The organism is Herbaspirillum camelliae (assembly GCF_001929405.1).
In the GTDB taxonomy this organism is placed as follows: domain Bacteria; phylum Pseudomonadota; class Gammaproteobacteria; order Burkholderiales; family Burkholderiaceae_D; genus Herbaspirillum; species Herbaspirillum seropedicae.
The window spans coordinates 2,583,010-2,609,203 of sequence record NZ_KV880769.1 but is presented as its reverse complement, the minus strand read 5'-3'; the positions used below and the strand labels follow the sequence as shown (position 1 = coordinate 2,609,203).

Sequence of the window (26,194 nt, the reverse complement as noted above, 5' to 3'; positions counted from 1 at the left end):
ATCGACTACTCATAGAATCAACGCGGCCGTTCGGACTGAGTAGGCCCCTGGGCCGTATCGAAGGCGCTCCCAAGCTTGCTGCAGGCGCGCCTTCGATACGCGGCGAAGCCGCTACTCAGTCCGAACGGGAACCATGAACCTAAGGATGAGAGCGCCCCGCCTCGCGCTGGAAGGCGGCAATGGCGTGATACTCCGCCTCCAGCTTGGCCGGAATGGCCGCAAAGATGGGTTGCAGGCGGCCATAGACGGCGACCGCCTCGGCCTCGGGGGCGTGATGGTTGGTGGAGCCGACCATGCCCGAGATCACCGACAGCGACGGCAGCAGGCCCAGCGCCCACGCGCCCAGCACGGCAGCACCCAGGCAGGACGATTCCACACTCTCCGGCACCACCACTTCGCGGTTGAAGATGTCGGCCATCATCTGCCGCCACAACGCCGACCGGGCGAAGCCGCCCGTGGCCATCATGCGCTTGGTGGGGCCGACAAGTTCTTCCAGCGCCGGCAGGATGCTGTAGAGATTGAAGATCACGCCCTCCAGCGCCGCGCGGATCATGTGGTGCTTGCCGTGATGCAGGGCCAGGCCGAAGAAGGAGCCGCGCAGGTCGGCATTCCACAGCGGGGCGCGCTCGCCGGCCATGAAGGGATGGAACAGCAGGCCCTCCGCGCCAGGACGCACCTTCTCGGCGATGCGGGTCAGGGCTTCATAGGGATCAACACCCTCTTCACGCGCCGCAGCCGCTTCCGCGGTGGCCAGTTCATCGCGCACCCAGCGGAAGATGTTGCCGCCATTGTTGACCGGGCCGCCCACCACCCAGTGCTTTTCGGTCAGGGCATAGCAGAACAGGCGGCCATGCGGATCGGTCCGCGGTTCATCGATCACCGTGCGCATCGCCCCGGAGGTCCCAATGGTCACGGCGACATGGCCGATCTCGATGGCGTTGACGCCCAGGTTGGAGAGCACGCCATCATTGGCGCCGATGATGAAGGGCGTATCGACCGACAAGCCCAGGCGCTGCGCCATCTCGGGCGAGAGCGCCGGCAGGCGGTGGGTGGTCGGCACGGGCGTGGGCAACTGTTCGGGACGCACACCCAGCAATTCCAGCGCGCCCTGGTCCCAGGCCAGCTCGCGCAGGTTGAACATGCCGGTGGCCGAGGCGATGGAATGGTCCACCAGCCACTGGCCGAAGAGCTGATACAGCAGGTATTCCTTGATGCCCACGAAGCGCGCCGCCCGGTTGAAGACCTCCGGCTTTTCATGGCGCAGCCACATCAGCTTGCACAGCGGCGACATCGGGTGGATAGGCGTGCCGGTGCGGCGATAGATGGCGTTGCCGTCATGCTCGTGCTTGATGCGCTCGGCCCAGACCGAAGCGCGGATATCGCCCCAGGTGATGCTGTTGGACAGCAAGCCATTCTCGGCATCGAGCGCAATGACGCTGTGCATGGCCGCGCTGAAGGACAGCAGTGCGATCTCCTGCGGCGCCGCCTTGGCGGCCTTGACCGCGCCGGCAATGGAGGCCAGCGCAGCGGCCACGATCTGTTCCGGGTCCTGTTCCGCCATGCCCGGTTCTGTGCAGAGGACCGGATATTCCTCCGCATGCTGGGCAACCACCTTGCCATCAAGGGTGAAGACGACGGACTTGGTGCTGGTGGTACCGATATCGACACCGAGCATGTAGCGGGCCAAGGCGGACGTGGACATGGAGATTCCTTTGCAAGCAGTCACGCCCGGGCGTGCCGGGCGTGCATCATTGAAGGTCAGACGACCAGGTTGAGCAACATGATGAAGATGATAGCAACCACCGAGATCAGCGTTTCCATCACCGTCCAGGTCTTGAAGGTCTCACCGACGCTCATGTTGAAGTATTCCTTGACCAGCCAGAAACCGGCATCGTTGACGTGCGACAGGATCAGCGAACCGGCGCCGGTGGCCAGCACCAGCAGTTCCTTGTTGGTGCCGGGGATCAGCGCCACCAGCGGCGCCACGATGCCTGCTCCCGTGATGGTAGCGACGGTCGCCGAACCGGTAGCCACGCGGATCACGCCGGCCACGAACCAGGCCAGCAGCAGCGGCGAGATTTGCGCATGCACGGCCAGTTGGCCGATGGCCGTGCCCACCCCGGAATTGACCAGCATCTGCTTGAAGCCGCCGCCCGCGCCGATGATGAGCACGATGGCGGCGGTGGGAGCCAGGCTCTGGTCCACGAATTTCAACACCTGCTGGCGGGTGAAGCCACGGGCGATGCCAAAGGTCCAGATAGCCAGCAGGAGCGCAGCCAGCAGCGCCACGATGGGGTTGCCGATGAAGTCCATCAGGTCGCGCATGGCGTGACCTTCCGGCAGGGTGACGTCGACCAAGGTCTTCAACAACATCAGGAAGACCGGCGCCAGCACGGTGATGAGGGTAGTGGCAAAGCCAGGCAGGTTGGTCGTCTGCGGCTCGCGCGCCAATTGCGCCATCAGTTCTTCGGACGGCTTGATATCGACGTAACGGGAAATGAAGGCGCCGAACATGGGGCCAGCGATGATGACCGTAGGCAGACCCACCAGCAGGCCATAGAAGATGGTCTTGCCGATGTCCGCGCCAAAGATGCCGATAGCCAGCAGCGGCCCCGGATGCGGCGGCACCAGGCCGTGCATCACCGACAGGCTGGCCAGCATGGGCATGCCGATCTTGAACAGCGGCACGCCCGAGCGGCGCGCCACGATGAACACCAGCGGAATCAGCAGCACGAAGCCGATCTCGAAGAACAGCGGAATGCCGACCAGGAAGGCGCCCATCATCATGGCCCAGTGCACGCGCTCGCGACCAAAGGCGCGCACCAGCGTCTGCGAGATCTGGTCGGCCCCGCCGGATTCGGCCATGAGCTTGCCCAGCATGGTGCCCAGGCCCAGCACGATGCCCACGAAACCGAGCACGCCGCCGAAACCGTCCTGGAAGGACTTGACGATCTTGGGCAGCGGCATGCCCGAGATCAGGCCGAGGAAGCCCGACGTGATCGTCAGGGCGATGAAGGGATGGATGCGCAGGCGCGTGATCATCAGGATCAGCGCCAGGATTGCGATGACTGCATTGAACAGCAAGGTGGCGTCGTGGCTCATTCCCAGCATGGGTTCTCCGATTGCCGATAGCCGATGCCATGCGCCCCTGGGACGGCCGCAGCAGCGCGGCCCTGCTGACGATGAGTGGGGCGAGCGTCTCCTGCGGCCACCCTGGCGGGCGGCACGGACATCTGCACTATCTGCGTAGTGTTATCTGTTTTCCTGAGTGTGGTATGCCGCCGCTGACCCCGCCGCCGTGTGCCCGGAGGTTCGGATGTTAGCGTTAACATGGGGCGCGATGATAACGCTAACATTTTGCGCGGGTCAAACATTTGTTGTGTTGCGGTGCGGTAGAAGGAGCGAGGAAACGGAAGGCAGGTCATGCCGTGCGGAAATCATTTTCTTTCGGGTGCGCTCCGGACCCATGCTGCCGGGGGAGGCTGGCGGTGATCTGTAGGCGTGTCTTCGATACGCCGCTGCGCGGCTACTCAGTCCGAACGGGAGGAGGGATGGGGATGGGCGGAGGACGAAGAGCGCAAGCGTTGATCATCGAGAACCGTTCGGACTGAGTAGCGGCATGGCCGCGTATCGAAGGCGCACCGTCTCCTCGCATCCCGCAGGAATCACGCCCTCCCACCCCGCAAGCAGGTATCATGTCGCCACCCTGAATTGACCGCCCTCTCCCGCTCTCCATGACCCAGCGCGCAGCACCCAAGTCCAAGCCCAAGTCCCCACCCGCCGTACGTGGCAGCCGCGCCACCGGACGCGTGACCATCATCGACGTGGCCGCCGAGGCCGGGGTAAGCCCGATGACGGTCTCGCGCGCCTTGAAGACGCCGGCCCTGGTGCAGGAACAATCGCGCCAGCGCATCCTGGAAGCCATCGACAAGCTCGGCTATGTGCCCAACCAGGCCGCCGCCACGCTGGCCTCGGCGCGCTCGCAGGTGGTGGCCGTGCTGGTGCCGTCGCTGACCAATGCGGTGTTCATCGAAACCCTCTCGGGCATCCGCGACTACCTGGCCAGCGTGGGCTACCAGTTCCTCATCGGCGAGACCGGCTATGACCGCCACAAGGAAGAAGAACTCATCGCCACCTACCTGGCCCATGCGCCGGCGGGCTTCTTGCTCTCCAGCAGCCAACAGCACGACATCCTGCAAAGCCGCCCGGCCAGCCGGGCCATCCCGGCGGTGCGCATGTTCGACCTGGGCCGCAGCCAGCAGGATTACTCGGTCGGTTTTTCCCAGACCCGCGCCGGCCACGCCGTGGCCCGGCATCTGGCCGAGCGCGGCTACCGCCGCCCGGCCTTCCTGGCGGCCCAGCTCGATCCGCGCATGATGAAGCGCCGCGAAGGCTTCCGCAAAGGCTTGCAGGAAGCCGGACTGGCAGCCGATATCGAAGTGCTGCTGCCGCAGCCCACCACCGTGGACATGGGCGCGCAACTGCTGCGCCGGGTGCTGCAAGACCATCCCGACTGCGATTCGGTGTTCTGCTGCAACGATGACCTGGCCCTGGGCGCGCTCTTCGAATGCCAGCGCCAGGGCATCAGCGTGCCGCGCCAGATGGCCATTGCAGGCTTCAACGACCTCTCCTGGGCGGCCTGCGCCACGCCCTCCATCACCACCGTGGTCACGCCGCGCTATGACATCGGCTACCAGTCGGCCGAGATGCTGGTGCGCCAGCTCAAGGGGGAAGAGATCGCCAAGGGGCGGCTGGACCTGGGCTTCGAGCTGGCCGTGCGCGAGAGCACGTAAGCACCCGGGCACGTCAGCACCTGAAGCGAGGCCATTCGCCCGGCGCGGGCATCCCGCACATCCGTGGACGAATCCGCAGCAATAATCCATCCATCGCCGCCCTGCGGCTCTGGACAGAACACCGCCATTCTCTACAATCTCCCGGTGTCGTTCGCCCTTGCAGCACGGCGCGCGGCATTCCTATAAATAATATGTAGATTCCTACATCCAGAGATCATCAGGAGCATCCCTCATGCAGACATTCACCGGTCTTTGCAAACCCGCCCTGGCCCTGCTGCCGCTGTGCGGCGCGCTGGCCTTCGCGCCGGCCCAGGCCCAGACGGCGGCCCCGGCCGCACCCGTGGTCAAGTACGACCTCACCTATGACATCATCAGCCCGGTGCACAGCCAGCACGGCATGGTAGCCACCGAGCAGGCACTGGCCACCCAGGTCGGCGTGGACATCCTCAAGAAGGGCGGCAATGCCGTCGATGCGGGCGTCGCAGTAGGCTTTGCGCTGGCCGTGGTGCTGCCCAATGCGGGCAACATCGGCGGCGGCGGCTTCATGATGATCCACGACGCCAAGACCGGCAAGAATGTCGCCCTGGACTTCCGCGAGATGGCTCCGCAGCGCGCCACCCGCAACATGTACCTGGACGACAAGGGCAACGTCGTGCCGGGCCGCTCGCTCTACACCCACCTGGCCGTGGGTGTACCGGGCACCGTGGCGGGCCTGTCGCATGCGCTGTCCAAGTACGGCACCATGAAGCTGTCGCAGGTCATCCAGCCGGCCATCGAACTGGCCGAGAAGGGTTACCCGGTCAGCCGCAGTCTGGCGCAGATCCTCTCGGCCGAGCGTGAGCACCTGGGGCAGTGGGATTCGTCCAAGGCCATCTTCTTCAAGGAAGGGCGTCCGCTGCAGGAAGGCGAACTGCTGGTCCAGAAGGATCTGGGCAAGTCGCTGCGCCTGATCGCCAAGGAAGGTCCCAAGGTCTTCTACGAAGGCAGCATCGCCAGGAAGATCGTGGCCGAGATGGACAAGCACGGCGGCCTGATCTCCGCCGACGACCTGAAGAACTACAAGGTAGTGGAGCGCGTGCCGGTGTCGGGCAACTATCGCGGCTACCAGGTCATGTCCATGCCGCCGCCAAGCTCGGGCGGCGTGCACATCATCCAGATGATGAACATCCTGGAACGCTATCCCCTGAAGCAATACGGCGCCGACAGCGCCCAGACCATCCACCTCATGGCCGAAACCATGAAGCTGGCCTATGCCGACCGCTCCGAATACCTGGGCGATCCGGATTTCACCAAGGTCCCGGTCAAGGGCCTGACCTCGCGCGCCTATGCCGATGAGCTGGCCAAGAAGATCAACCCCGACCGCGCCACCCCGTCCAGCGAAATCAAGCCGGGCCAGCCGCAGCCGTATGAAAGCGACCAGACCACCCACTACTCGGTGGCCGACAAGGACGGCAACCTGGTGGCCACGACCTACACGCTGAACCTGAACTTCGGCAGCGGCATCGTCGCCACCGGCACCGGCATCACCTTGAACAACGAGATGGACGACTTCGCCGCCAAGCCCGGCGTGCCCAACGCCTTTGGCCTGGTCGGCGGTGACGCCAATGCGGTCGCTCCCTACAAGCGTCCGCTGTCGTCGATGTCGCCCACCTTCGTGCTCAAGGATGGCAAGCCCTTCCTGGTCACGGGCAGCCCCGGTGGCAGCCGCATCATCACCACCACCCTGCAGACCATCCTCAACGTGATCGACCACGACATGAACGTGGCCGAAGCCACCATCACCCCGCGCATCCATCACCAGTGGGCGCCGGATCAACTGCGGGTAGAAAAGGGCTTGTCGGCCGATACGATCAAGATCCTGCAGGACAAGGGCCAGAAGATCAGCGTGCAGCCTTCCATGGGGCGCACCCAGACCATCCAGATCCGCTCGGATGGCTTTGATGGTTTCTCGGATCCGCGTAATCCGGATGGGCGTACGTTGGGGTTCTGATGCTGCGTTAGTCACCCGTATCGGACGTTACCAAGCGACCGGCTCCTGTTTCTGCAGGAGCCGGTTTTTTGGTTCTCCGAATGTATGGCCCTTAGCAACAGACTCCACCTTACCCACACTGCTCCTGTCTATCGCGAATAATCCCGCGCAAGACAGTCGCCGCTGAGGTGACGTTGTCAAGCCGCTGCTCCGTAAGTGGCTTGTTGGGGACACCTACGGCAGATGCCGAAGAGGGGACGCTATCTCCCAATATCTGCAATGCCTATGTCAGTGACGGCGCCCTCTGTGTAGGGTCGAAGAATTTTCATGCTGTTGCGATTCCGTTTCGCTATAGGCCTTGAGAACGATCTTCGCGCTGCCGTCAGAACCGACCTCGAATCCGTTCTCGTTGCTGTCCATGTAACGGATGGAACCATCCGATTTCTTGTGCAGATGGCCGACGGTCGTCCCTTTGATATTGGCAACAGCGACGCTATCGTCGGACAGGGTGTGAAGATCAACGCCGCTCAAGCCGAACCGGACCAGTTGCTGGGCCAGAGCGATACGCTGATCGTCGCCGCACTGGAGCCCTGAGCTGGTCAGCTGGAATTGCAGCTTTTCCTGACCTTCCATGCTGCGATCGGCGACCACTGCCTCATTACCCAGACGCCCCCTGCCGCTTAACACCGCAGCGCTTTTCGCTTCCAATGGATGACGACCTGGTAGCGCCGATACCTCCCCCAGGACCGCAGGCATGCTTCCTCTTGCAAGTACTTGCGCGCCATCAGGTGTTGACGCCGCTGCGGCGCCTGCCTCACCGCGGGAGGAAAGCGCGGCAGCGGCTGGTCTTGGCACGGGCGATTCCGATGGCGAGGCAGCGTTTGAGACTTGAGGCGCCTCATAACGAGCGCCTTTGACATCAAGATTCTTTTCGCGAGCGTCGATGATCAATGCATATCTGTTCTCTACACTGCGGATATCCTGCTCGAATTTGCGGGCGACGTTGCCATCACCATCCCGCTCAAGCGCGGTCGATCCACGCACGTTCTGAGGAACCAGACTACGGCCTTCACGGTCAGCCACTACCATCGCCACCGGACTGGCCTGCTTGAGTGCGAATCGCACCGCATCGCCACGCGGACTATCCTCCAAGGCAAGCGCCACACGCTGCTCAGACTGCAGGCTGGCAATGTCGAGCATCTTGACGCTGCCCCCGGCATCCACCACGCCCTGCATTTGTGCCCTGAGTTCCTTCACACCGGCATCCCAGGACAAGCGCGCATCCAGACCAGCCTCACCATAAGGACGATTATCCGAAACGGTTCGGGTGAACGATGACCCTGCGGGAACAAAGCTTTCACGTATGAAATCAAGCAGATTGGGAAAACTGTCTCCTTCGATGGCCTTGACTGCGTTGGGATCCCGTACCACGATGTCAGCCATTTCGACCCCGGAGCGTTCGGCCATCACCGCGAACTCTCCCAGCGTCATCAGCGGCTCGCCGTTTTCCTGCCGCTGTTCCTGAATCACCTGCATCAGGGAAACAGGCCTGGTCAGGGTATAAAACGCATGGTTATTGCCGATGTCGGTATAGGGGCCACCAAGCACAGCACCATTCTGGCCGTGAATCGGCAACACCAGGGCGTTGCCATTGCCAACGCCAATTCCCGGCACCATGGTCACATCGGCCCCGGCCATCGCCATGGTGATCACGCTCAGGCTACCTGGACGTTCAACAAGGTCCCCACGAAAGGGATTGTTCAGAATACTGGGCCGCATGCCCATCGCCTCAAACTTTTCTTTCACCGCCATCCAGGCAATGTCGAGGCGCTCACTTTCGTAATAATTGCCCGACGCCGTGCTGCTGGAAGGATTGATGTCTGCAGAGGCTGCCGCCCGGTCAATTTTGGCGTGTACGCGCTGTTCTTCCCCGACTTCATACGTGCCGTTCTGAGGCAGCCAGCTCTTCGCCAATAAGGGGTTATCACGGTAAGCGGTGTAGGTATCGATGGCCTCACGCAAGATCTGCGACGGAGACATCTTCCCTGCGGGGTCCCTCAGCGCAGGTAAATTGGTGGCATTGAAGCTGATGTTATTGTTGGCAGAGAGATTGATATGTTCGGGATAGAGCATTTCCAGAGATTGCGCGATCTGGCCGGACAGGGAGCCACTGGCCAAGGTCACTTTTTCGCAACCCTCCAATTTAGGAATGACCTGATCGCGAAACCACTTATCTGCCTCTGCAATCTGTCCCAAGGCGGCACCATGCCCTACCGTCTCCTTGAAGTCAGCTCCCGCCACATCCTGCGTAGCGCCTCCCCCCAGGGAATTAGGGCGGAATTCGGTGTCGCGCAGCGAAACGATAATTTCTCTTTTGAAGTCAGGGCCTGCATTAAGTGGGGGCTTTTCAGTGATCAGGGTCGCAGAAAAACCCGTGGAGTCATTAGGCTTTTGTGTGACGTCATATTTTTCAACAAAAGCCAATGCCTCTGATGGGGTCAGATAATTCGTCCCGATGGGCACATCTATCTTGCGAGGTTCGCGCCCCTCATTTTTGGCGGTTTTATCTTCTATTACCTGCAAACGGTTCTGCTCTATGGCTTGTGCCTGAGGCGAAATATTCCCCGCGAGCAATCTTTTTGTAAGTTTTTTTTCGTACTGGACATCCTCCTTCAAGCCGATAATGCTTTGATCAAGAAACGATTGGGCTACCGTCGTCATCCTCTGCGTCTTCAGGAGACTTCTCAACAGATCGGCTGTCGGGGCCAAGTTTGAACCCGGCAAGTAAAGAAGCCGTGAAAGTTTTTTTTCAGATTCGCTCATTGCTATTTTTATCGATTAGCCAGCGGCTCGTCCGCTACCGTTTTTGTCAAGCCAACGCTATCCTCAATAAAAGAGCCGAACTCTCTGGGCACTGGCTCAAGACAGATCGTGCTACGTACTGCTCGACGCATATTCCAAACTACGGTGAATGGTTTCTTCTCCACATACCTGCGGGTGTAACTTCGCCGCACGGCAACCGTCTCTCCTGTTCTCATATCCACCACCATCATTTCGGAACCCGTAACTCCTAAACGCAAATCCTCAGGCGAGTGCGTGATCTCTCTCCACATGTAGCCGTATTGCGCCTTCGATTCATTGATCGGGGTGACCATGCGTTTTTGCAGGATGTAGCTTTCGTTGTAATCGATCTTGCATCTGTCGTCGTAGCTTCTGCAGTTCATGGGAGGGCGTGTGTCGATGGGGCGCGCAATCATGTAGACCTCATCATCATTGACCAAGGTCACCCGTCTTCTGGCATCAGGCAATGGCGCGTACTCATAGCGAATCAAGCTATACCCAGGGTATTTCTTCCGCTCTTCTGCGTTCATAGGTCGCTCGAAAAACAACGGAGCACCGCTTCTTCTCACGTTATAAGCGGCCCAATCCTTTAGTGGAAACTCTTCCCCGTTATTTGCGAGATAGCGACGATTGATCCAATAACCCTCCGGCCCAACATCGCCAATGATGTGCCAGGGTTTCCACGCCCCTGTCTTAGGGTCCTGGCGCCTTATCGAATCTGCGGGTGAATGCTGCGGATAATGATAGCTACGGCAACGTGCTGGCCCACGCCAACGGCGGCAGCGCGGCTGCCCCCACCAAGGCAGACTACGACTTGATCGGCATCGCCCTGCCCAAGACTTCCGCCGCGACCAACAGCACCCACGCCCTGAGCCTGTTGAACGGCGCCGTGAAAGCCCTGTCCACCGACAAGATCGACACGGTGGCCGAGCTCAACAAGCTGGCCATCACCGTGGACAAGCTGATGCAGCTGGCCGCCGTCGGACCAATACCGGGCAGCTAACTGACCAAGGACGATGAGCGGAACACGATCACCATCCCGGCCAAGCTGACCGATCTGCTCAACGCCATCCAGGCGCTGATGAACACCGTCGCTGGCAGAACCGACACTGAGCTGACGCAGAAATTGCTGGAAAAGCTGGAGGTGAAATTCACCAGCGTGGAAAAGAGCACCAACGCCGACGGCATCGTCACGATCACCAACTGGGCCGCCATCCGTTCCGCCATCCCCGGCGTCACCACCGACACCACCAACGGCACCGACAGCGCCGTGCGCGCCCTGCTGGACTCTGTCATCGCCAGCAAGGCCAACCGCATCCTCAAAGCTGCCGACGGCGTCCCGGACAACCTGACCGGCGACCGCCACCGCCAAGGACGTGCAGGAGATCGTCGATATCTACAACAAGGTCCTGGCACTGGCCGATGGCGCGAGCAACAACATCAATCCGGATGCCACTGCCAGAATCACCGTCACCGTCAATGACTACAAGAAGCTCGGTATCGACCTGCCCGCAGGTTTCGCCGACCAGCCTGCCAAGCTCAGCCTGCTCAACAGCGTCATCGACAAGCTGGCCGCCGACAAGGTCAACACCCCGAAGGAGATCACCGAGTTGATGAAGGTCGTCGCCAAGGTGATCGCGCACGTCAACAGCAATGGTGCGCAAGCGCCGGACAAGGCAGACCTGACCCTCATCGGCGTGACCGGCCTGACCGACGAAGACCTGCCCGCCGTCCTCTTCAAGCTGCAAAAGACCACCACGCTGGACAAGGTCGATACCCTGGACGAACTGCAAACGCTATCGACGAACGCCGTCGCCGCGCAACAGAAGATCCGCGACTACGCCGGCAACAGCGCCCTGAGCGCCCCCGCAGCGACAGACTATGAAAACATCGCAGTCACCCTGCCCACAGAACCGGCGGCAGTCAGCGCAGTCATCCTCGCGGCGCTCAACAACGCCCTGGCCTCGGCCCCGGTAGGCAAACCCCAGGCCGGGACGCCGCAGGATGTGCAGAACATCGTCGATAGCTACGCCAAGCTGCTGGGCATACCCTCGGCATGCAAATCCGCCTCGGCGGCGCCGGGCTGGATCTCGACAATGACAAGCTGAAGCTGGACGTGGCGCTGGACCTCAATACCTATCCACCCACCGCGACCCACAGGACCATCGGCGGCGTCACTGGCGTGTCCTACAATTACGACCCGGACACCCGCACCATCGGCATCAATAAATCGTCCGGCACCGCACTGACAGGTGCACAAGTCAAGGCCATCGTCGAATCGCTGGCCCTGATCAACGCCAGCCCCAAGGATGGCGAGCGGACCATCGAGGTGCGCCTGATCAAGTCAGGCGTGGGGGAACTCAAGGGACCGTACTCCAGCGCCACCCTCATCGTCGATACCCAGGCGCCGTCACTGGACCTGGACTACGCGGCAGCGGGTCTGCAGATCCGTTCTGATCGCACCGTGTCCCTTGAACGCCTGGCCGGTGCAACGGGGCTGTTCGAGAAGACCATCGGCGTGGCGGCAACCAATGACATCCGCGACATCAGGCTGGAATACACGGGCCGCGATTACACAAGGACCAGTGACCGTCTGTTCTATACCGGCGCAGAAGCCGCCAGCAATCTGCTGCGTGCGAGCGGCGACGCCACCCTCAACCTCCCCGGCCTGCCGTCACTGAGATATACGACCAGGGAGACCACCGATGGACTGCCGGCGAGCGCCATCCGTTCAGACGTGGTGATCAAGACTGCTTCTGGCGCAGCGCTGACCAATGCAGACGTCCGCACCCTGCTGGAAGGTCTGCGCTTCAAGAGCGATTCGCGCGACACCACCGACCGCCTCTTCAAGTTCACCCTCACAGACATGGCCGGCAACAGCAGCACGCAGACCCTGACCTCGCTGTGGGTGGACATCTCGCGCACCGCTCCGGCCCTCACGGCCAGCCTGGTCGATACGGGCAAGCAGATCAGCTATGGCATGGTGACCATGACCACCGGCATGGGCTCGACCCATACCAGCAACCTGAGCAAGGGAGAGAGCGTGAAGATTCCCCTGCCGACGGGCTTCACGGCGGATAATTTCCTGTTGGCGCTCAAGGCGATCGCCAGTGACTGGGGCGGCCCCGGCATCACCGCTCCATCTAACGTCATTGACGACAAGTATCGCAGTTACACCAGCATTGCCGCTCCCTCGATGCTGAGCGACTCGTTCAGCGTGGCGCACCAGTCGCACAGGGCGGTCAAGGGCAACCAGGTGCAATTCAGCATTGCGGGCAATACCCTGAGCTTCATCAATAACGGCGGCTTCGCGGTACCCGATAGCGACATCTATCGCTTCACTCGCTTCACCGGCGAATCAAAGGAGCTCAACGGCAGCTATGAGATGGGCAACCTCCGCCTGCTCTATCAAACGACCACGGACAATGTCAACAGCACGCCGACGTTTGCCATCAGCTACGACCGCGCCAAGGTCTCGGTGGGCGATGTGATCGGTCTTTACGAGGGCAACAAGCTGCTGGCCAGCAAGACGCTGGAGAGCACCGACGTGGGCGGCAGCGGCACGGCAACGCTGAACCTGAAGATCAGCGACAGCCTGGCCTCGGGCAATCACGCCATCTTCAGCAAGTACACCTCGGCCACGGGCCTCACCTCGCAGTCAAGGGCGACCACCGTCAACATCACGGGCGACGCCAAGGCGCCCTTGCTGACCGACCTGAAGGTCAAGGCGGGATATGGTGAAGAGTCCACGGCCAAGGCGATCTTGCTGGGCGGTGACGCCTACACCTCCATCACCGACCCTGGCCGTATTGGGGGAGAAGGCACTTATGACAAGGGGCTGATCTTCAGCGGCAGCGTGAACACGCCGGGGCTCACGGGACCGCAGAAGTATCTGGTGACCGTGAGCCTGGGCGGCAAGCTGCTGGGTTATGACACCTTCACTCTCAGCACCACGGACGATCCCGCCACCAGCAAATTCACCTTGCAGGCCGCCTCCAACCTCCTGGCGCCGGGGCTGTACCGCGACCTGACGGCGACGGTGACCAACGTCACCGAAGGCAGCATCCACAACGGCCAGACCTCGGCGATCAAGGATGCCTCGCTGGGCTGGTACTGGGTGGGACAGGGGATGGGCAACCTCATCGGCGGCAATGGCAACGACGGCATGCTGCTGGGGGCGAGCCAAACCGCTACCCCCTTCACCGTCACCACCGGCGCCGGCGCGGACACGTTGACCTTGGGCGCCTTCGGCAAGAGCAGCAACCTCACCGCCACCGTGACCGACTTCCAGCTGGGTCTGGACAAGGTGCAGGTGTGGGCGAAGAGCATCACGTCCGCCGACCTCAGCAGCTTCGTCACCAGCGCCGTGGCCAGCGACGGCGGACGTAGCACGACCTTGACGGTGGATCTGGATGGGGTTAAGGGCGGCTTGAGCTATACGCTGCAGTTGCAGAACGTGGCCTTTAATACGGCTAATACGCAGACGATCTTTGGTGTTTGAGGGAAATCAGGGAGGGTTCCCGGGGCCTGCGAGGGCGACGGGATAGAGCAATGGTCTCTCCGGCTCGTCATGGGTTGGAGAGATCGATATGCCCAGGCAACCTGGATGCCTCGGATCGGAAAGAATCCTGGCCCGGCACCCGGAAGGAGTCGCTGCAGCGGCAGCAGCCCGGCTTTACGCGCGGGATCACACTTACCTCTTTGGAGCTTGACACATGAGTACTTCTTTTTTCATTCCGCTTCCGACTGTTCATCCGGTCACCAGTGACAACGGCGTCACTAAGGAAGAATTTCGCAAGGCTTCACCCTCACGGGAGCAGCCGCGCAGTGGCATACGGTGATGTTGTTCTTCTCGGACGGCACAGTCGTCAAGAACGGCATTCCTACCCGAGACCGCAACGATGGGAGTAAGACGGGGGACTGGGCCTACACGATGACTGAGGCCAATATGCAGAGGCTGGATGCCAAAGTGTTCACTAACAGCCAGCGGCTGATTACGGTCCAGTCTCACCAGATCGGAGCAGATACCGGTCCACGATCCACGAGCTGGGCGCTGCCGGAGTCATTACTGAAATTCGCACCATGTGCAATGCAAGTGAATCCATCCCTTACGAAGTTTTCTGGGAGACGTGAACTGTGCTCTCCACCAATAACGAAATTTCTTTTCAATCTCGGAAAGCGAGAAATTTGATGAAGTCACCAACACTAAGATGTCTGTATCGATCCGATTGACCAGCCTTTGCTCGGGAGGGAAGGAAGGAGCGCGAGAGCATCCTGCCTCTTCCACCGGACAAGTCCGTTCCTAGGCGAAATCGATCAGGTCGATCTTTCTGAAGCAGCGCAACACGTTCGGGCCAGTCTGCCCTTGCCTTGCCTCGGAGAGTCCAATGCTGGTGCAAGTACGCATGTGCTGCGACGGTTGGGATGTTCGATGAAGCGACAAGCACACGCGGTGGCCGCCTTGGCTGCAGCCGTCCCTGTACCAGATCCATACTCACCTTAACTTGAGAGTTTCTGATGATGAAACAATCCTTTCTGATGCCGCATCCGACCTTCGATCCCGTGAACGGAAGTGACGTTCTGCTATCTAGCGATTTAGAAGGCAATCTGGTGTTCACTGGCACTGCGGCGAAAGGCGCAACCGTCACGCTTTTCTTCTTTGATGGCACTGTCATGGCCAGCGGAATCGAGACTTTCGATCCTGGCACGTCCAGTGAGAACTGGAAGTGGAGATATCACCTGAGTCAATCCGATCGATATCGGCTAGCTGGTGATGCCTACTCCGATCAGGTGAAACTGGTCACGGTCCAAGCACATGACTTCGTTCGTAACATCGAGTCACCCAGGATTGATCATACTTTTCGGGTCACAGCACAGTTCTCCGGGTTAAATCCACCGAGCCTGGTGAACGACACTGGCGAAGCATCTCACGACGGCATCACCAACGATGGAACCCTCAGGCTTTCAGGAAACAACCTGGAATATCAAATCGACTTCGGCCCCTTTGTTCCAGCTTCGGCGAACTATCCAACGGTCTTGATCCACGAGGAAGGAGAGCATACGATCACGGCAAGAGCCAAGAATGGAGCTGGTAATTTTGACAGCTATTCATACTCATTCACGCTGGATCGAACGCCACCATCAAAACCTGAATTGACAATCCTCCCAGAAGAAGAAAGCAGCCATTCCTATACCGGTATTGATTGGCGGATCATCGAATTCAGTAACAGGGAGAATGCCACCTCCTGGCAGTGGAGTACGAATCAAGGGCTGACATGGAACCACCCGCAAACGCCGTGGGCCGATACTATCAAATTGCGTAGCACGCTCGCTTTCCCTGAGAATGTCATGGTCAAGTCCATTGATAGAGCGGGGAATGAATCCATCAACTCCATCGCGCTGAGCAATCCTGTCGCGGGAGTAAACACCGTTATTCCACGCCCAGTACTCCGACTGTGGTACGACTCAGGGTTCTCCGGCAGTGATCGGGTTACCAAGCTAGGCTGGGTCAAGGTTGATGGCGTTAGTGCGGACAATAGCTGGCAATGGAGTACCAATGCAGGTGCAACCTGGAAGGATCCGGTTGACCCGCAAGAGAATCTGATCAAGATCACAGAGGACGGCGTCCACACGGTTCACGTTAAAGTGATCGACAAGAGCGGAAACATTGCAATCAGTTCGCTAGATTTCCAGCTCGATACGGTTCTGTATGGTCCGGTGATTGACTGGAGCTCGGGCAAGGCCCACGTCAACCTAAAGCCGTCACTCGATGCCGAGTCCTGGCTCAAGACAACCGTCTATCATCGCGATCCTAATACAGGCGCAAGGGGCGAAGTTGCCGTGCGCCAATTTGGCAAACCCCTGACCGACTACGAGTTGCTACAGGAACTTGAGCTACCGCGCGCGGTTATCGTGAGCGGTTTGTATCGACCGGGACCCGACTCCTATCACCCGGAGATCAATGGACTTTACACCTCGGTCTCCAAGGAAAATGTGTTGGCGCTACAACATGCTTTTTCTGATCACTTCGTTGCAAATGGAAAGGCGACACTGGACATTTCCCGACCTGTCTTCCAGAGGTATGCCAACGGCGAGACATGGTATGTCTGGGCTATCGTCGGGGGCGACTACATCATTTCCCGCCGAAATGACAGCTCGGAGTGGTATCGACAACGCAGCCCCAGTACCACCCGGGAAGCAGAGTTCAAAAATTGGGAAGGCCTCAGTCTTCCCTTATCCAAGGTCAACGAGGAGAAAAACCTCAATAACGGTTACTCGAATCATCAACGAAACCTAGATTCCGTAAAATTGGAAACAACAGGAAGCGAAGATCCGTACGCTAAGCGCCCGCTATTCGGCAGTCCAGGAGAGTGGGATTACCTCGTCATGCATGAAGACCTGGCGGGTAATGAGGGGATGCGCTACTTTGGCTCGAATACTCGGCAAACTTCGTTCTCCCCAAAGCCATATTCGAATGTCCCTCAGCTACGCTGGGACCTGGACGCGACCACGCCAGACAGGCAACTTCACATTTCGCGACAAGTCAGCACGGAATCTCTGATCGACGGCGTTTCATTTGCACCCGCAATTGCTCCGGTTCAGGATGCCGCCACTTATCGCATCCACATCTCACTATCCGGCTCAGGACTTGACTTAACCAACGACAAGATTCTGATTGAAGAAAAACCTCCTGCCTACTACGCCGGAGGAAAATCCTGGCCCCTAGAACTATCCTTGGAAAAATCTTCAGCTCACTCAGCAGTATGGATCGGAGGGCACATCAGCGATCTCCGCTACGACAGTGCGAGCAGAACAATCGAGATGAGAAGCCATCTCAATCCTGGACACGACCTGCTCGATGAAAAAATCTTGACTGACATGGTTGGCAGCATCAAGCTGGTCAATGCCAATGGCTCGCCTGGAGAAAGAACGATATCAATCTCCAGCAGCGGATGGGATAGGCTTCCATCTCAAATTGCCACCGCAACCATTGACGTGTCTCCTTCCAAGCTCTGGGTAGATCTAGATCCCGACACTGAGGATATTCAACGCTCAGCCTCCCATTACCTGACCAATCCAGCCATTCTCGCAGGTGGAACAGCCTTTTTGACCGGAATTGAGGCCCCTCCGACTCAGGATCTGTACGGATTACAGGTCACTTTCTCGGGCGCTCGACTGGATACAGCCAATCACAAGATCGTGCTTGATCGACCGCTGAGTCTGGACGCTTCACAGGCCCTGACGAAAGGGGTAAACATTGCTGGCGTGAAAGACTTGAGCTATTGGTATGATGCGCCGAGCAAAACCTTGACGCTGACCAGTGGCGACCCGCGCCGCAGCCTGAGCGGCGTACAGGCCAAAGCCATCATGGAGTCGATCAAACTGGTTGCGCCCAATGCGCTGGATGGCGAATGGGCCGCACAGTTCCGGCTCATTTCCAACACCGACAAGATCGGTGCAGACTCGACCGCCAAGCTGGTATTGGACACGGTGGCGCCATCATTGGACCTGGACTATTCCGTGGCTGGGGTGCAGACCACATCGCAACGAGCGATCGGTCTGACACACGCACGCGACGGAGTGAGCCTGTTCCAAAAAACCATTGGCGCGCCGCTTGCCAACGACATCGACAGCATCAAGCTGACGCTCTCGAGCCCAAAGGGCAGTGCAAAATCCGATAAGCTGATCCTGGATAGCGATACACACAGCAAGGTCTCGTTCGGTGACAAGAGTGCAGGAGCCGGCCAAACGTTGGGAGGGGTAGCGGGAATGAGCTTCAGCTTTGACAGCAGCGGTCGCGATCTTGTATTACGCAAGCAGGACGGTGCTGCGCTGACGGGATTGGAAACCAAGGCCGTTCTGGAATCGATCAAATTCCAGACCAGCTCAAAGATGGCTGGCGACCGCCAGGTCAGTATCACGCTGACTGACCAGGCTGGGCATACCGGTACCGCCAAAGCGATCTTGAAACTCGATACCACGGCGGCGCCGAAGATCTCTGCCGAACTGATCAACAGCAAGCAAACCAGTTATCAATTGCTAGAACTCGGAGACATCCTCGGAAAAAGCAATCCCCACAATCTGACCAAAAATGAAAAGGTCGCACTACCGATCCCCGAAGGCATGAGTGCGGAGGCATTTCTTTCCGCGCTCAGGGGTATCTCGGCGGAATGGGGTGGCCTCTCGATTACCGGTAACGCCAATACCACCTATCGGCCTTACAAAAGCTTCCTCGAATTTGATAAACCGTTGAGATCGGGCGAGCAGTTCACCTTGCAGCATCAGAGCGCGGCGTCGGTCAAGGGAGGTCAGTTCAGTTTCAGCTTATCCGATGACGGCAAACAGCTTGTGCTGACCAACAAGGGCGGGTTCATCGCCGAAAATACCGACATCTACGAATTCGCTGGTTCAACGGCGGCATCGAGAAGCAACTACGACATCGGCAATATCAGGCTGCTCTATGAGGTACAGACGGATAACGCCAATACCCGTCCGTCTGTACGCATTCACTACAACGGTTGGGAGGCTAACGTTGGCGATGTGATCGCGCTTCACGATAAGGACCGCTTACTAGCCAGCAAAACACTGACCGCGAAGGACATAGGCAACGATAACGCTTCAGTGATCCTGACGCCCGACCTGAGTTTATACCAGGGTGAAAGACAGATCTTCAGCACCTATACCGAGACTTCCGGCAACTCGAGCAGGTCCAACATGATCGATATAAAGATTCAGCAATATGGCTACATGCATAGCGTTTCGAACGCTACAATCGAGAGCACGCAGAGTATGGGCGCTATTCGGTACGCTGACCGCGACATCAGCTACACGAACGATGCGCTCCATCCCTCGCATGCGCTGGTCGGTGCTTTCTGGGCTCCAGGCCACTATGAAAGTGGTCCAGATCTCAAGGTATATGCAGGCAGAGGCGATCCGCTGGATGAATATCTGATCACAGTTCGCATGGGCGGAAAACTGTTGGGATTCGATAAGGTCAACTGCCAAAGCGCGCACTACCATACCATCGAGACGGCCGCCAATATTCTGGCGCCCGGCACTTACGACGATCTGAGCGTGACGGCCACCAGTATTACGCCGGGCGCATCCAATGGCCAGGCCGACAGCATCAGCGGACTGACCCAATCGGTATTCTGGGCGCCCCAATCATTGAGCGGCGTGGCTGGGGGCAAAGGCAATGACTTCATCCCCATTGGACGGACCAAGGACGGATTATCGACCATGATCCAGACTGGCTCAGGTGCAGACAGCCTTATACTCGGCAGCTTTGGCAAGAAGGGGGACTTCTCGGCCACGGTGACTGACTTTACCTTGGGAGTAGATACGGTGAAGGTGTTTGGTTATCCCGGCTCAGTTGATGGTGAACCCGCTCCGCGCCACTATCTCCACGACATCAATGAAAGCAACTTCAACGAATTCGTAAAGGAAGTCGCTCCGATTCAGGGGGGCGCCGGCACCAAGCTGGTCGTCGATCTGGACGGCGCAGCTGCCGGCAACCAGACCTACACGCTGCATCTGCAAAACGTGGCCTATCAACCGGCCAATACGCACACGCTCTTTGGGGTCTGACGCCAGATCCAGACCCGTACCTCGGAACGTGTTGACATAACCGACGCCTTATACCAGCAAGCTTTCCATCTAGGCCCGCAGGCCTGAACAGAGGAAGCCCGGCGCAGGGAGGGATCACATAACAGCCCGCCATGAATGCATCAAAAACAGCCATCGGCCAGCGCATCAAGCGCGCCCGACTGGCCATCGGCTTCAGCCAGCGCAAATTCGCCACTGTGCTTGGGACCTTGCCCAACCATATCTGCCAGATCGAACAAGGACGCTGTATGCCCGGCAGCCGTCTGCTGCACGGCATGCATGTGCAATTCAACATCGACATCAACTGGCTCCTCACGGGCCAGCATCAGCCGTTCCGCCTCAATTCGCAGGAAATGGGCTTGCGCATGCTGCTTCACCACTACGCCCGTGCAGACGAAACCGGCAAGCACCTCCTGATCTCCGCCGCCAGCTTGCTGGCTATGACCGAGCGGCTACCCAAGGATGCGCCTGCGCTCCCACCCGTGGCGGAGGCGATGGATCAAGAGGAGCTCTGATTGATGAGCGATCAATGACGGCAAATGCCGGCAATATGGGCAGGGCCAGCGTCGTTTTCAGCGCCAGCTTGCCCTCCCCGATACGGGCTTACTCCCGCACTTCCTGCAGTTTGGGATAGACCTTCACCAGCACAATCTTCGGCCCCGACATGCGCTTGATGACCACGTCAAAGGCCGGAAAGTCGATCTTCTGCCCTTCCTTGGGCAGGTCGCCCAGTTTTTCCATGACCAGGCCGCCGACGGAGTCGATGCTGTCGTCGTACTCGATGTCGATGCCCAGCATGTTTTCCAGCGTGACGATGGGCAGGCTGCCCTTGCCCAGCAGGGTGCCGTCGTCCTGGCGGGTCCATTCGCCGGTGTTGTGGCGGAACTCGTCGCGGATCTCGCCCACCAGCAGGCTCAACATATTGTCCAGCGTGATGAAGCCGGCCGGGGGCTGGCCCTTCTTGCCGATGATGGCGAAGTGCGGGCTGCCAGTGCGGAAGCGCCGCAGCAGGTCCAGCGCCGGCAGGGCCGGCGAGATGTATTGCACCGGGCGCAGGTAGTCCTTGAGGTTGGCGATGGCGCGGCCATCCTGCTGCGCCAGGAAGACATCCTTGAGGTGCACCAGTCCCAGCACCTGCTGGCGCTCGGCGTCGAAGTAGGGATAACGCGAATAGCGGTTGCGATAGATGATGTCGAGATTCTCTTCGAGGCTCTTGTCATCGCCCAGCGCCACGATCTCGCTGGCCGGACGCATGATGTCGGCCACGTCCAGCTCGGCGAAGTTCAGGCTTTGGGTCAGCACGTTCCATTCGTCGCGGGTGAACTTGCCGCTCTTGCCGCTCTTGTTGCCGGCGCGCAGGATGAGCTTGAGTTCGTCCGACGAATAGTGGGCGTCATGACCATGGCCCGCACCCAGGCCAGCCACGCGCAGGAGCCAGTTGGAGCTGGCGTTGAGCACCCAGATCAGCGGATACATGCCCCAGTAGAAACCATAGAGCGGCACGGCGCACCACAGGCCGAGTTTCTCGGGGCTGCGGATGGCCATGGACTTGGGAGCCAGCTCGCCGGCCACGATGTGCAGGAAGGAAATGACGAAGAAGGCGAACACGAAGGATACGCCGTGGATCAGTTCCTGGTTGGTCACGCCCACCAGCGAGAAGAGAGGTTCGAGGATGCGGGCAAAGGCCGGTTCACCGATCCAGCCCAGGCCCAGCGAAGCCAGGGTGATGCCCAGCTGGCAGGCCGAAAGGTAGGCGTCGAGCTGGTTGTGCACCACGGCCAGGATACGGCCGCGTAAGCCTTGTGTCTTTGCGATGGCCCGGATGCGCGTTTGCCGCAACTTGACCAGACTGAATTCTGCTGCAACGAAAAAACCGTTCAACGCGACCAGGAAGAAGGCCACGAGGATCAGTAATATGTTTTCCAACTAGGGTTCCTATGGGGGTTGTGAGAGGGTCCGGACACGATGGGCTGGTCCGGGCCTGATAATTTACCATGGGCGCAGGGTAGATCCCATTTAATTATCAGAAATGCAATTTTTGTGTGGGGAACATGCTGGCACTGGGGGCTTGAAATTGCACTGCTAAAGAAGACCTGTGCGCTTAGGAAATATACGGAATGACACCAACTCAAATCGAGCTTGGTCTCGATCTTGCCGGGCGCCGTCAAAATGGGGATTTTTAAGGCCTGAATATCTGGAGTTCTACTATTGCGTGGCTTGAGAAGTTTCAAGCCACGCAACTAAATTGGTAGAATCAGACGGCCTAGAGGTCAGCAGAATGACTGGAGCTACTCCTAGTCACTGACATGGCGCGATTATACAACTGCAGAGGAAAAACGGGCAAGCCTGCCTCGCAGACCTTGGACGGATGAACGTCGGAATATATGACTAAACAACCTTTGCAAAAGCTCTTTGATGCGATGTATCACGGCAAACATAGCTTTGAAGATTTCTTGCAAAGCCCGGTCGAGAAGAACTATGAGGTCATCGGGACGAGTGACTTTGGCGGAAGGAAATTATTCAAACCGAAGGAAAATCTCAAGCTCTACCATCGGTTCCTCAATCTATTCCTGTTCGAGCTCTTGCCTATCAACGAGCGTGTGGTTTTTTCCTACCGGAAAGGCTTCAGCGCCGTCAATGCCGTTCAACGGCACACTCAAAGCAAGTACTTCTTCCAAACCGACATTCAGTCGTTCTTCGATTCTATTGATCAAGCGCTCACGAAAAGAACCATCCTTGCGGGTGAACCGTACTGCCCCATCGCCGATCTGACTGCTCATCTTGATCGGATCGTGGATCTCGTCTGTATCGACGATTCCATACCAGTCGGACTTCCAGCATCCGCGCCGTTGAGCAATGCGGTTCTCTTGAATTTCGACAACGAGATGGAGCGCCTCTGCCAGGAGCGGGATCTTAGCTATTCCCGCTACGCTGACGACATCATCATTTCAGGGCAGAACCAAGGTGCTGTGCAGGAGGCAGGTAATGCGGTACAGGAAAAGCTGCATCAATTTTCATCGGAAAAATTCTTTATTCATCAAGGGAAAACCCGCTTCTTCCAGGTCGGCGGCAAAATAAAGATTCTTGGCATGCTGATCCTTCCAAATGGAAGGATCAGCATCGATACGAAGAAAAAGAACGAGCTCGAGGTCCTGCTCTTCTTCTATCTGAATGACCGGGAAAAATTCAAGAACATTGTCAATCAGGCCAAGCAACGAACGGATGCAAAGCGCGATCTGGTTGAAGATGACTACATTGCCTACCTAAGTGGAAACATCAACTACGTTGATTCCATAGATCCAGACTACACGGACAAACTACGCCGCAAATTTGGAGCAGCAACCATCGATGCGCTCAAGTACAGCGGTTTTTCAAAAGAAAAATGAAACTTGCGATTTCGATTCGGAACGTACAGCACATCAGTAAGATCGATTTCACTTTCGATCTGGACGACAAGTCTCTGCTATGCATTACGGGAAAGAACGGATCCGGCAAGACGACGCTGATCAAGGCGATCGGCAACTTGATCAATGCCGACACCTTCACCAAAACCAGTGCGGCGCGGATAGCTTCCGCCGCGAGCCTGATACGCTATGAGATAAATGGTCAGGAGATTGTCTTCAACTACAACGCCAAGCTAAAGACCCTGGATTCACGACAAACGCTGCCGAAGAATTTAAAGGACAGGCTATCAGTCGAGCTTCCGATCCCCTACGGAGAACGCTTTAATTTTTTCCAGAAAATCAGCGGGATCGACGATGACCTTCGCCGCCAGATCGTGCTCAAGGACTACTCAAGGCCGGAGGAATTGATCAGCTTTCTGAAGGCAATCTACCTCACAAACAAGTTTGATAATCTTGTCGAGATAACGGTAAAGGGAGTCCCCTATTACGTCATTCCCTACGACGATGATTATTACCTGAGGGAAGACCATTTCAGCTCCGGGGAATACTTCTTGATCAGTTTGTATCGCCGTATAAGGTCCCACTACCTCGCCATCTTTATTGACGAAATCGATATCTCACTGGATGCGGCCGCACAGGTCCGGTTGGTCGAATGGTTGAGAAGATTCAAGGACATCTATCAAACAAAGTTTGTCTTCACGACACACTCCCTTGCCATGATGCGCACCGTTTCTGATGAGCTTTTTTATATGGAAGAGCAAGCAGACGGCGCCATCAGCATCGAAAGAAAATCTTATGGATTTGTGAAAAGCACCTTGTTTGGCTTCAATGGATGGGAGAAATATATCCTCACAGAAGATGCCGTGCTCAGCGACTTTCTGAAACATCTCATCGATCAACATTGTGCCCGTCCCTTTTACCAGTTCAAGATCATTTTTGTGGGCGGAAGCAAGAACACAACTGATCTCATGCAGAGAAACAAGAGCGAGAAGTTCCTCACAGACGAATACAAGAACGTCATCGTCGTGTTGGATGGCGATCAGAGAAAAACGGCATTGGCCAAAAAGGAAAACGTCTTCTGCATTCCCATGGAGAGTGTTGAAAAAGAACTCCTTACACGATGCCTCAAGGGAGAATTCTGGGACACGCGGGAATTGCAGCTATTGATTCCGGATCACGACCGCTTGCAGGCATTCTCCCGCGGCGAAAAATACAGCGGGGGAAGTCTGCTCAAACGACTCTTCTATCAATTCATCCTGATCTTCAGAAAAGATACGGAGGTACGCAGGAAGCTCAGTGCAGCGCGCGGAGAGCCGATCAAGGAGCGGGACTTCTCAAATGCAGGAAAAAGACTGTTTGCGCATCTGACCGCTCGCGAATTCACTCAACAACAGATTTTCGAGTTCCTGATCGAAAAGAATCCCGCCTCTATTTCCTCCCTGCTTCACGCTCTGGAACAATTCCTTTCGACCAGCCATGCGCTCAACAAGCAGCGGCACGACTGAACAAAACACATCTGAGCCCCTGATAATGTCCGCTCAGAACCCTTCCAGCACAATCTTCCCCTTCGCCCTGCCCGACTCCAGCAAGCCATGCGCGCGCCGCAGGTTGGCTGCGTCGATGCGCCCGTAATGTTCGCCGGTAGTGGGGCGCAGCACGCCCTGGTCCAGCAGCTGCGAGACGCGTTGCAGCAGTTCATGTTGCCGGATCATGTCGGGCGTCTGGAACATCGAGCGCGTAAACATCAGCTCCCAGTGCAGGGAAATGCTCTTGAGCTTGAGCGGCATCGCATCCAGCGAGGCAGGATCATCGATGAGCGCCAGCTGCCCCTGCGGGGCGAGTACATCGATGATCTGGGCGTAATGCTGGTCAGTATGGGTCAGGCTGATGACGATGCCGACCTCGGGGATGCCCAGCTTGTCCAGCTGTGGCTTGAGCGGCTGGCTGTGATCGATCACATGGTGCGCGCCCAGCTCGCCCACCCATTGCGCCGTCTCAGGACGGGAGGCGGTGCCGATCACGGTCAGTTGCGTGAGCTTGCGCGCCAACTGCGTCAGCATGGAACCGACGCCGCCAGCCGCGCCGATGATCAACAGATGCTGGCCCTGCCCGCCGCCTTCGGCCACGGCCACGCGGTCGAACAGCAATTCCCAGGCGGTAATGGCGGTCAGCGGGATGGCGGCGGCATCGGCGTGACCGAGGCTGGCCGGCTTGCGGCCGACGATGCGTTCATCCACCACGTGCAACTCGCTGTTGGCGCCGGGGCGGGTGATGGAACCGGCATAGAAGACCTCGTCGCCCGGCGCAAAGAGCGTGACGGCCGCGCCGACCGCGCGCACCACGCCGCTGACGTCCCAGCCCAGTACGCGGGCTTCCTTGGCGCTGGCGCGGATCTTGGTATCGACGGGATTGACCGAGATGGCCTTGACCTCCACCAGCAGGTCATGTTCGCCAGGAATGGGATCGGGCAAGGTGGTATCGATCAGGGCATCCGGTGCGCTGATGAGCGGGGATTGCGGTTGGGTGAGGATGGCTTTCATGGGGATTCCTTTTCACGTTGAATGCAGCAGACGGGCCATCTT

At 58.4% G+C, this 26,194-nt stretch carries 16 protein-coding genes; 10 read left to right on the top strand and 6 right to left on the bottom strand.

Going from position 1 to position 26,194, the window contains the following annotated elements; translation table 11 throughout:
• Window positions 1–139 precede the first annotated feature (139 nt).
• Both gntK and BGK68_RS11565 read right to left on the bottom strand, forming a co-directional pair.
• Window positions 140–1,702, bottom strand: coding sequence for a gluconokinase (gntK, locus tag BGK68_RS11570; protein WP_075257221.1), 1,563 nt, complete (start codon window positions 1,700–1,702; stop codon window positions 140–142).
• Window positions 1,703–1,758: 56 nt separating this feature from the next.
• Entirely contained in the window at window positions 1,759–3,111 is a 1,353-nt protein-coding gene (locus tag BGK68_RS11565; RefSeq protein ID WP_075257220.1) for a GntP family permease, read from the bottom strand.
• Window positions 3,112–3,734: 623 nt separating this feature from the next.
• On the opposite strand from BGK68_RS11565, the gene gntR reads away from it, so the two are divergent.
• Window positions 3,735–4,793, top strand: coding sequence for an HTH-type transcriptional regulator GntR (gntR, locus tag BGK68_RS11560; protein WP_069373234.1), 1,059 nt, complete (start codon window positions 3,735–3,737; stop codon window positions 4,791–4,793).
• A gap of 232 nt (window positions 4,794–5,025) precedes the next feature.
• The gene (gene ggt / locus BGK68_RS11555; RefSeq protein ID WP_075257219.1) at window positions 5,026–6,783 is read left to right on the top strand and encodes a gamma-glutamyltransferase; all 1,758 of its coding nucleotides are present in this window, start codon (window positions 5,026–5,028) and stop codon (window positions 6,781–6,783) included.
• Window positions 6,784–7,050: 267 nt separating this feature from the next.
• On the opposite strand, the gene BGK68_RS11550 is transcribed toward ggt, so the two are convergent.
• Both BGK68_RS11550 and BGK68_RS11545 read right to left on the bottom strand, forming a co-directional pair.
• Window positions 7,051–9,585, bottom strand: coding sequence for a hypothetical protein (locus tag BGK68_RS11550; protein ID WP_143433026.1), 2,535 nt, complete (start codon window positions 9,583–9,585; stop codon window positions 7,051–7,053).
• A gap of 8 nt (window positions 9,586–9,593) precedes the next feature.
• A complete protein-coding gene (locus tag BGK68_RS11545; RefSeq protein WP_075257217.1) occupies window positions 9,594–10,133 on the bottom strand; it encodes a hypothetical protein in 540 nt (179 codons plus the stop codon).
• A 194-nt stretch (window positions 10,134–10,327) separates the two neighbouring features.
• On the opposite strand from BGK68_RS11545, the gene BGK68_RS11540 reads away from it, so the two are divergent.
• The 6 genes from BGK68_RS11540 (at window position 10,328) to BGK68_RS11510 (ending at window position 20,723) form a co-directional block, all read left to right on the top strand.
• On the top strand, window positions 10,328–10,606 hold the full coding sequence (locus BGK68_RS11540) for a hypothetical protein (RefSeq protein ID WP_075257216.1): 279 nt from the start codon (window positions 10,328–10,330) through the stop codon (window positions 10,604–10,606).
• Window positions 10,607–10,684: 78 nt separating this feature from the next.
• Complete coding sequence (locus tag BGK68_RS27820) at window positions 10,685–11,086, top strand: hypothetical protein (RefSeq protein WP_158035442.1); 402 nt, start codon at window positions 10,685–10,687, stop codon at window positions 11,084–11,086.
• Complete coding sequence (locus BGK68_RS11530) at window positions 10,980–11,711, top strand: hypothetical protein (protein WP_075257214.1); 732 nt, start codon at window positions 10,980–10,982, stop codon at window positions 11,709–11,711. The genes BGK68_RS27820 and BGK68_RS11530 overlap by 107 nt, the downstream gene beginning before the upstream one ends.
• A complete protein-coding gene (locus BGK68_RS11525; protein WP_075257213.1) occupies window positions 11,660–14,104 on the top strand; it encodes a hypothetical protein in 2,445 nt (814 codons plus the stop codon). Before BGK68_RS11530 ends, BGK68_RS11525 begins: the two co-directional genes overlap by 52 nt.
• A 1,016-nt stretch (window positions 14,105–15,120) precedes the next feature.
• Entirely contained in the window at window positions 15,121–20,190 is a 5,070-nt protein-coding gene (locus BGK68_RS11515) for an Ig-like domain-containing protein (RefSeq protein WP_075257211.1), read from the top strand.
• 131 nt (window positions 20,191–20,321) lie between these two features.
• Window positions 20,322–20,723 carry a helix-turn-helix domain-containing protein gene (locus BGK68_RS11510; protein WP_075257210.1) on the top strand — a complete coding sequence of 134 codons (402 nt, stop codon included), beginning with the start codon at window positions 20,322–20,324 and terminating at the stop codon, window positions 20,721–20,723.
• An 88-nt stretch (window positions 20,724–20,811) separates the two neighbouring features.
• On the opposite strand, the gene BGK68_RS11505 is transcribed toward BGK68_RS11510, so the two are convergent.
• Window positions 20,812–22,134, bottom strand: coding sequence for a hemolysin family protein (locus BGK68_RS11505; RefSeq protein WP_075257209.1), 1,323 nt, complete (start codon window positions 22,132–22,134; stop codon window positions 20,812–20,814).
• A gap of 458 nt (window positions 22,135–22,592) precedes the next feature.
• Between BGK68_RS11505 and BGK68_RS11500 the strand changes: the two genes are divergently transcribed.
• Both BGK68_RS11500 and BGK68_RS11495 read left to right on the top strand, forming a co-directional pair.
• Window positions 22,593–23,594, top strand: a complete 1,002-nt coding sequence (locus BGK68_RS11500) for a reverse transcriptase domain-containing protein (protein WP_075257208.1) — start codon at window positions 22,593–22,595, stop codon at window positions 23,592–23,594.
• Window positions 23,591–25,117, top strand: coding sequence for an AAA family ATPase (locus BGK68_RS11495; protein ID WP_075257207.1), 1,527 nt, complete (start codon window positions 23,591–23,593; stop codon window positions 25,115–25,117). Before BGK68_RS11500 ends, BGK68_RS11495 begins: the two co-directional genes overlap by 4 nt.
• Window positions 25,118–25,150: 33 nt before the next feature.
• On the opposite strand, the gene BGK68_RS11490 is transcribed toward BGK68_RS11495, so the two are convergent.
• The gene (locus BGK68_RS11490; protein WP_075257206.1) at window positions 25,151–26,152 is read right to left on the bottom strand and encodes a zinc-binding alcohol dehydrogenase family protein; all 1,002 of its coding nucleotides are present in this window, start codon (window positions 26,150–26,152) and stop codon (window positions 25,151–25,153) included.
• Window positions 26,153–26,194: the final 42 nt, after the last annotated feature.

Coding starts and splice junctions, on each gene's coding strand:
- BGK68_RS11545 (WP_075257217.1), bottom strand. CDS start 10,133: ATGAACGCAGAAGAGCGGAAGAAATACCCTGGGTATAGCTTGATTCGC.
- BGK68_RS11490 (WP_075257206.1), bottom strand. CDS start 26,152: ATGAAAGCCATCCTCACCCAACCGCAATCCCCGCTCATCAGCGCACCG.
- BGK68_RS11495 (WP_075257207.1), top strand. CDS start 23,591: ATGAAACTTGCGATTTCGATTCGGAACGTACAGCACATCAGTAAGATC.
- BGK68_RS11525 (WP_075257213.1), top strand. CDS start 11,660: ATGCAAATCCGCCTCGGCGGCGCCGGGCTGGATCTCGACAATGACAAG.
- BGK68_RS27820 (WP_158035442.1), top strand. CDS start 10,685: ATGAACACCGTCGCTGGCAGAACCGACACTGAGCTGACGCAGAAATTG.
- ggt (WP_075257219.1), top strand. CDS start 5,026: ATGCAGACATTCACCGGTCTTTGCAAACCCGCCCTGGCCCTGCTGCCG.
- BGK68_RS11515 (WP_075257211.1), top strand. CDS start 15,121: ATGATGAAACAATCCTTTCTGATGCCGCATCCGACCTTCGATCCCGTG.
- BGK68_RS11550 (WP_143433026.1), bottom strand. CDS start 9,585: ATGAGCGAATCTGAAAAAAAACTTTCACGGCTTCTTTACTTGCCGGGT.
- BGK68_RS11565 (WP_075257220.1), bottom strand. CDS start 3,111: ATGCTGGGAATGAGCCACGACGCCACCTTGCTGTTCAATGCAGTCATC.
- BGK68_RS11510 (WP_075257210.1), top strand. CDS start 20,322: ATGAATGCATCAAAAACAGCCATCGGCCAGCGCATCAAGCGCGCCCGA.
- gntR (WP_069373234.1), top strand. CDS start 3,735: ATGACCCAGCGCGCAGCACCCAAGTCCAAGCCCAAGTCCCCACCCGCC.
- BGK68_RS11500 (WP_075257208.1), top strand. CDS start 22,593: ATGACTAAACAACCTTTGCAAAAGCTCTTTGATGCGATGTATCACGGC.
- gntK (WP_075257221.1), bottom strand. CDS start 1,702: ATGTCCACGTCCGCCTTGGCCCGCTACATGCTCGGTGTCGATATCGGT.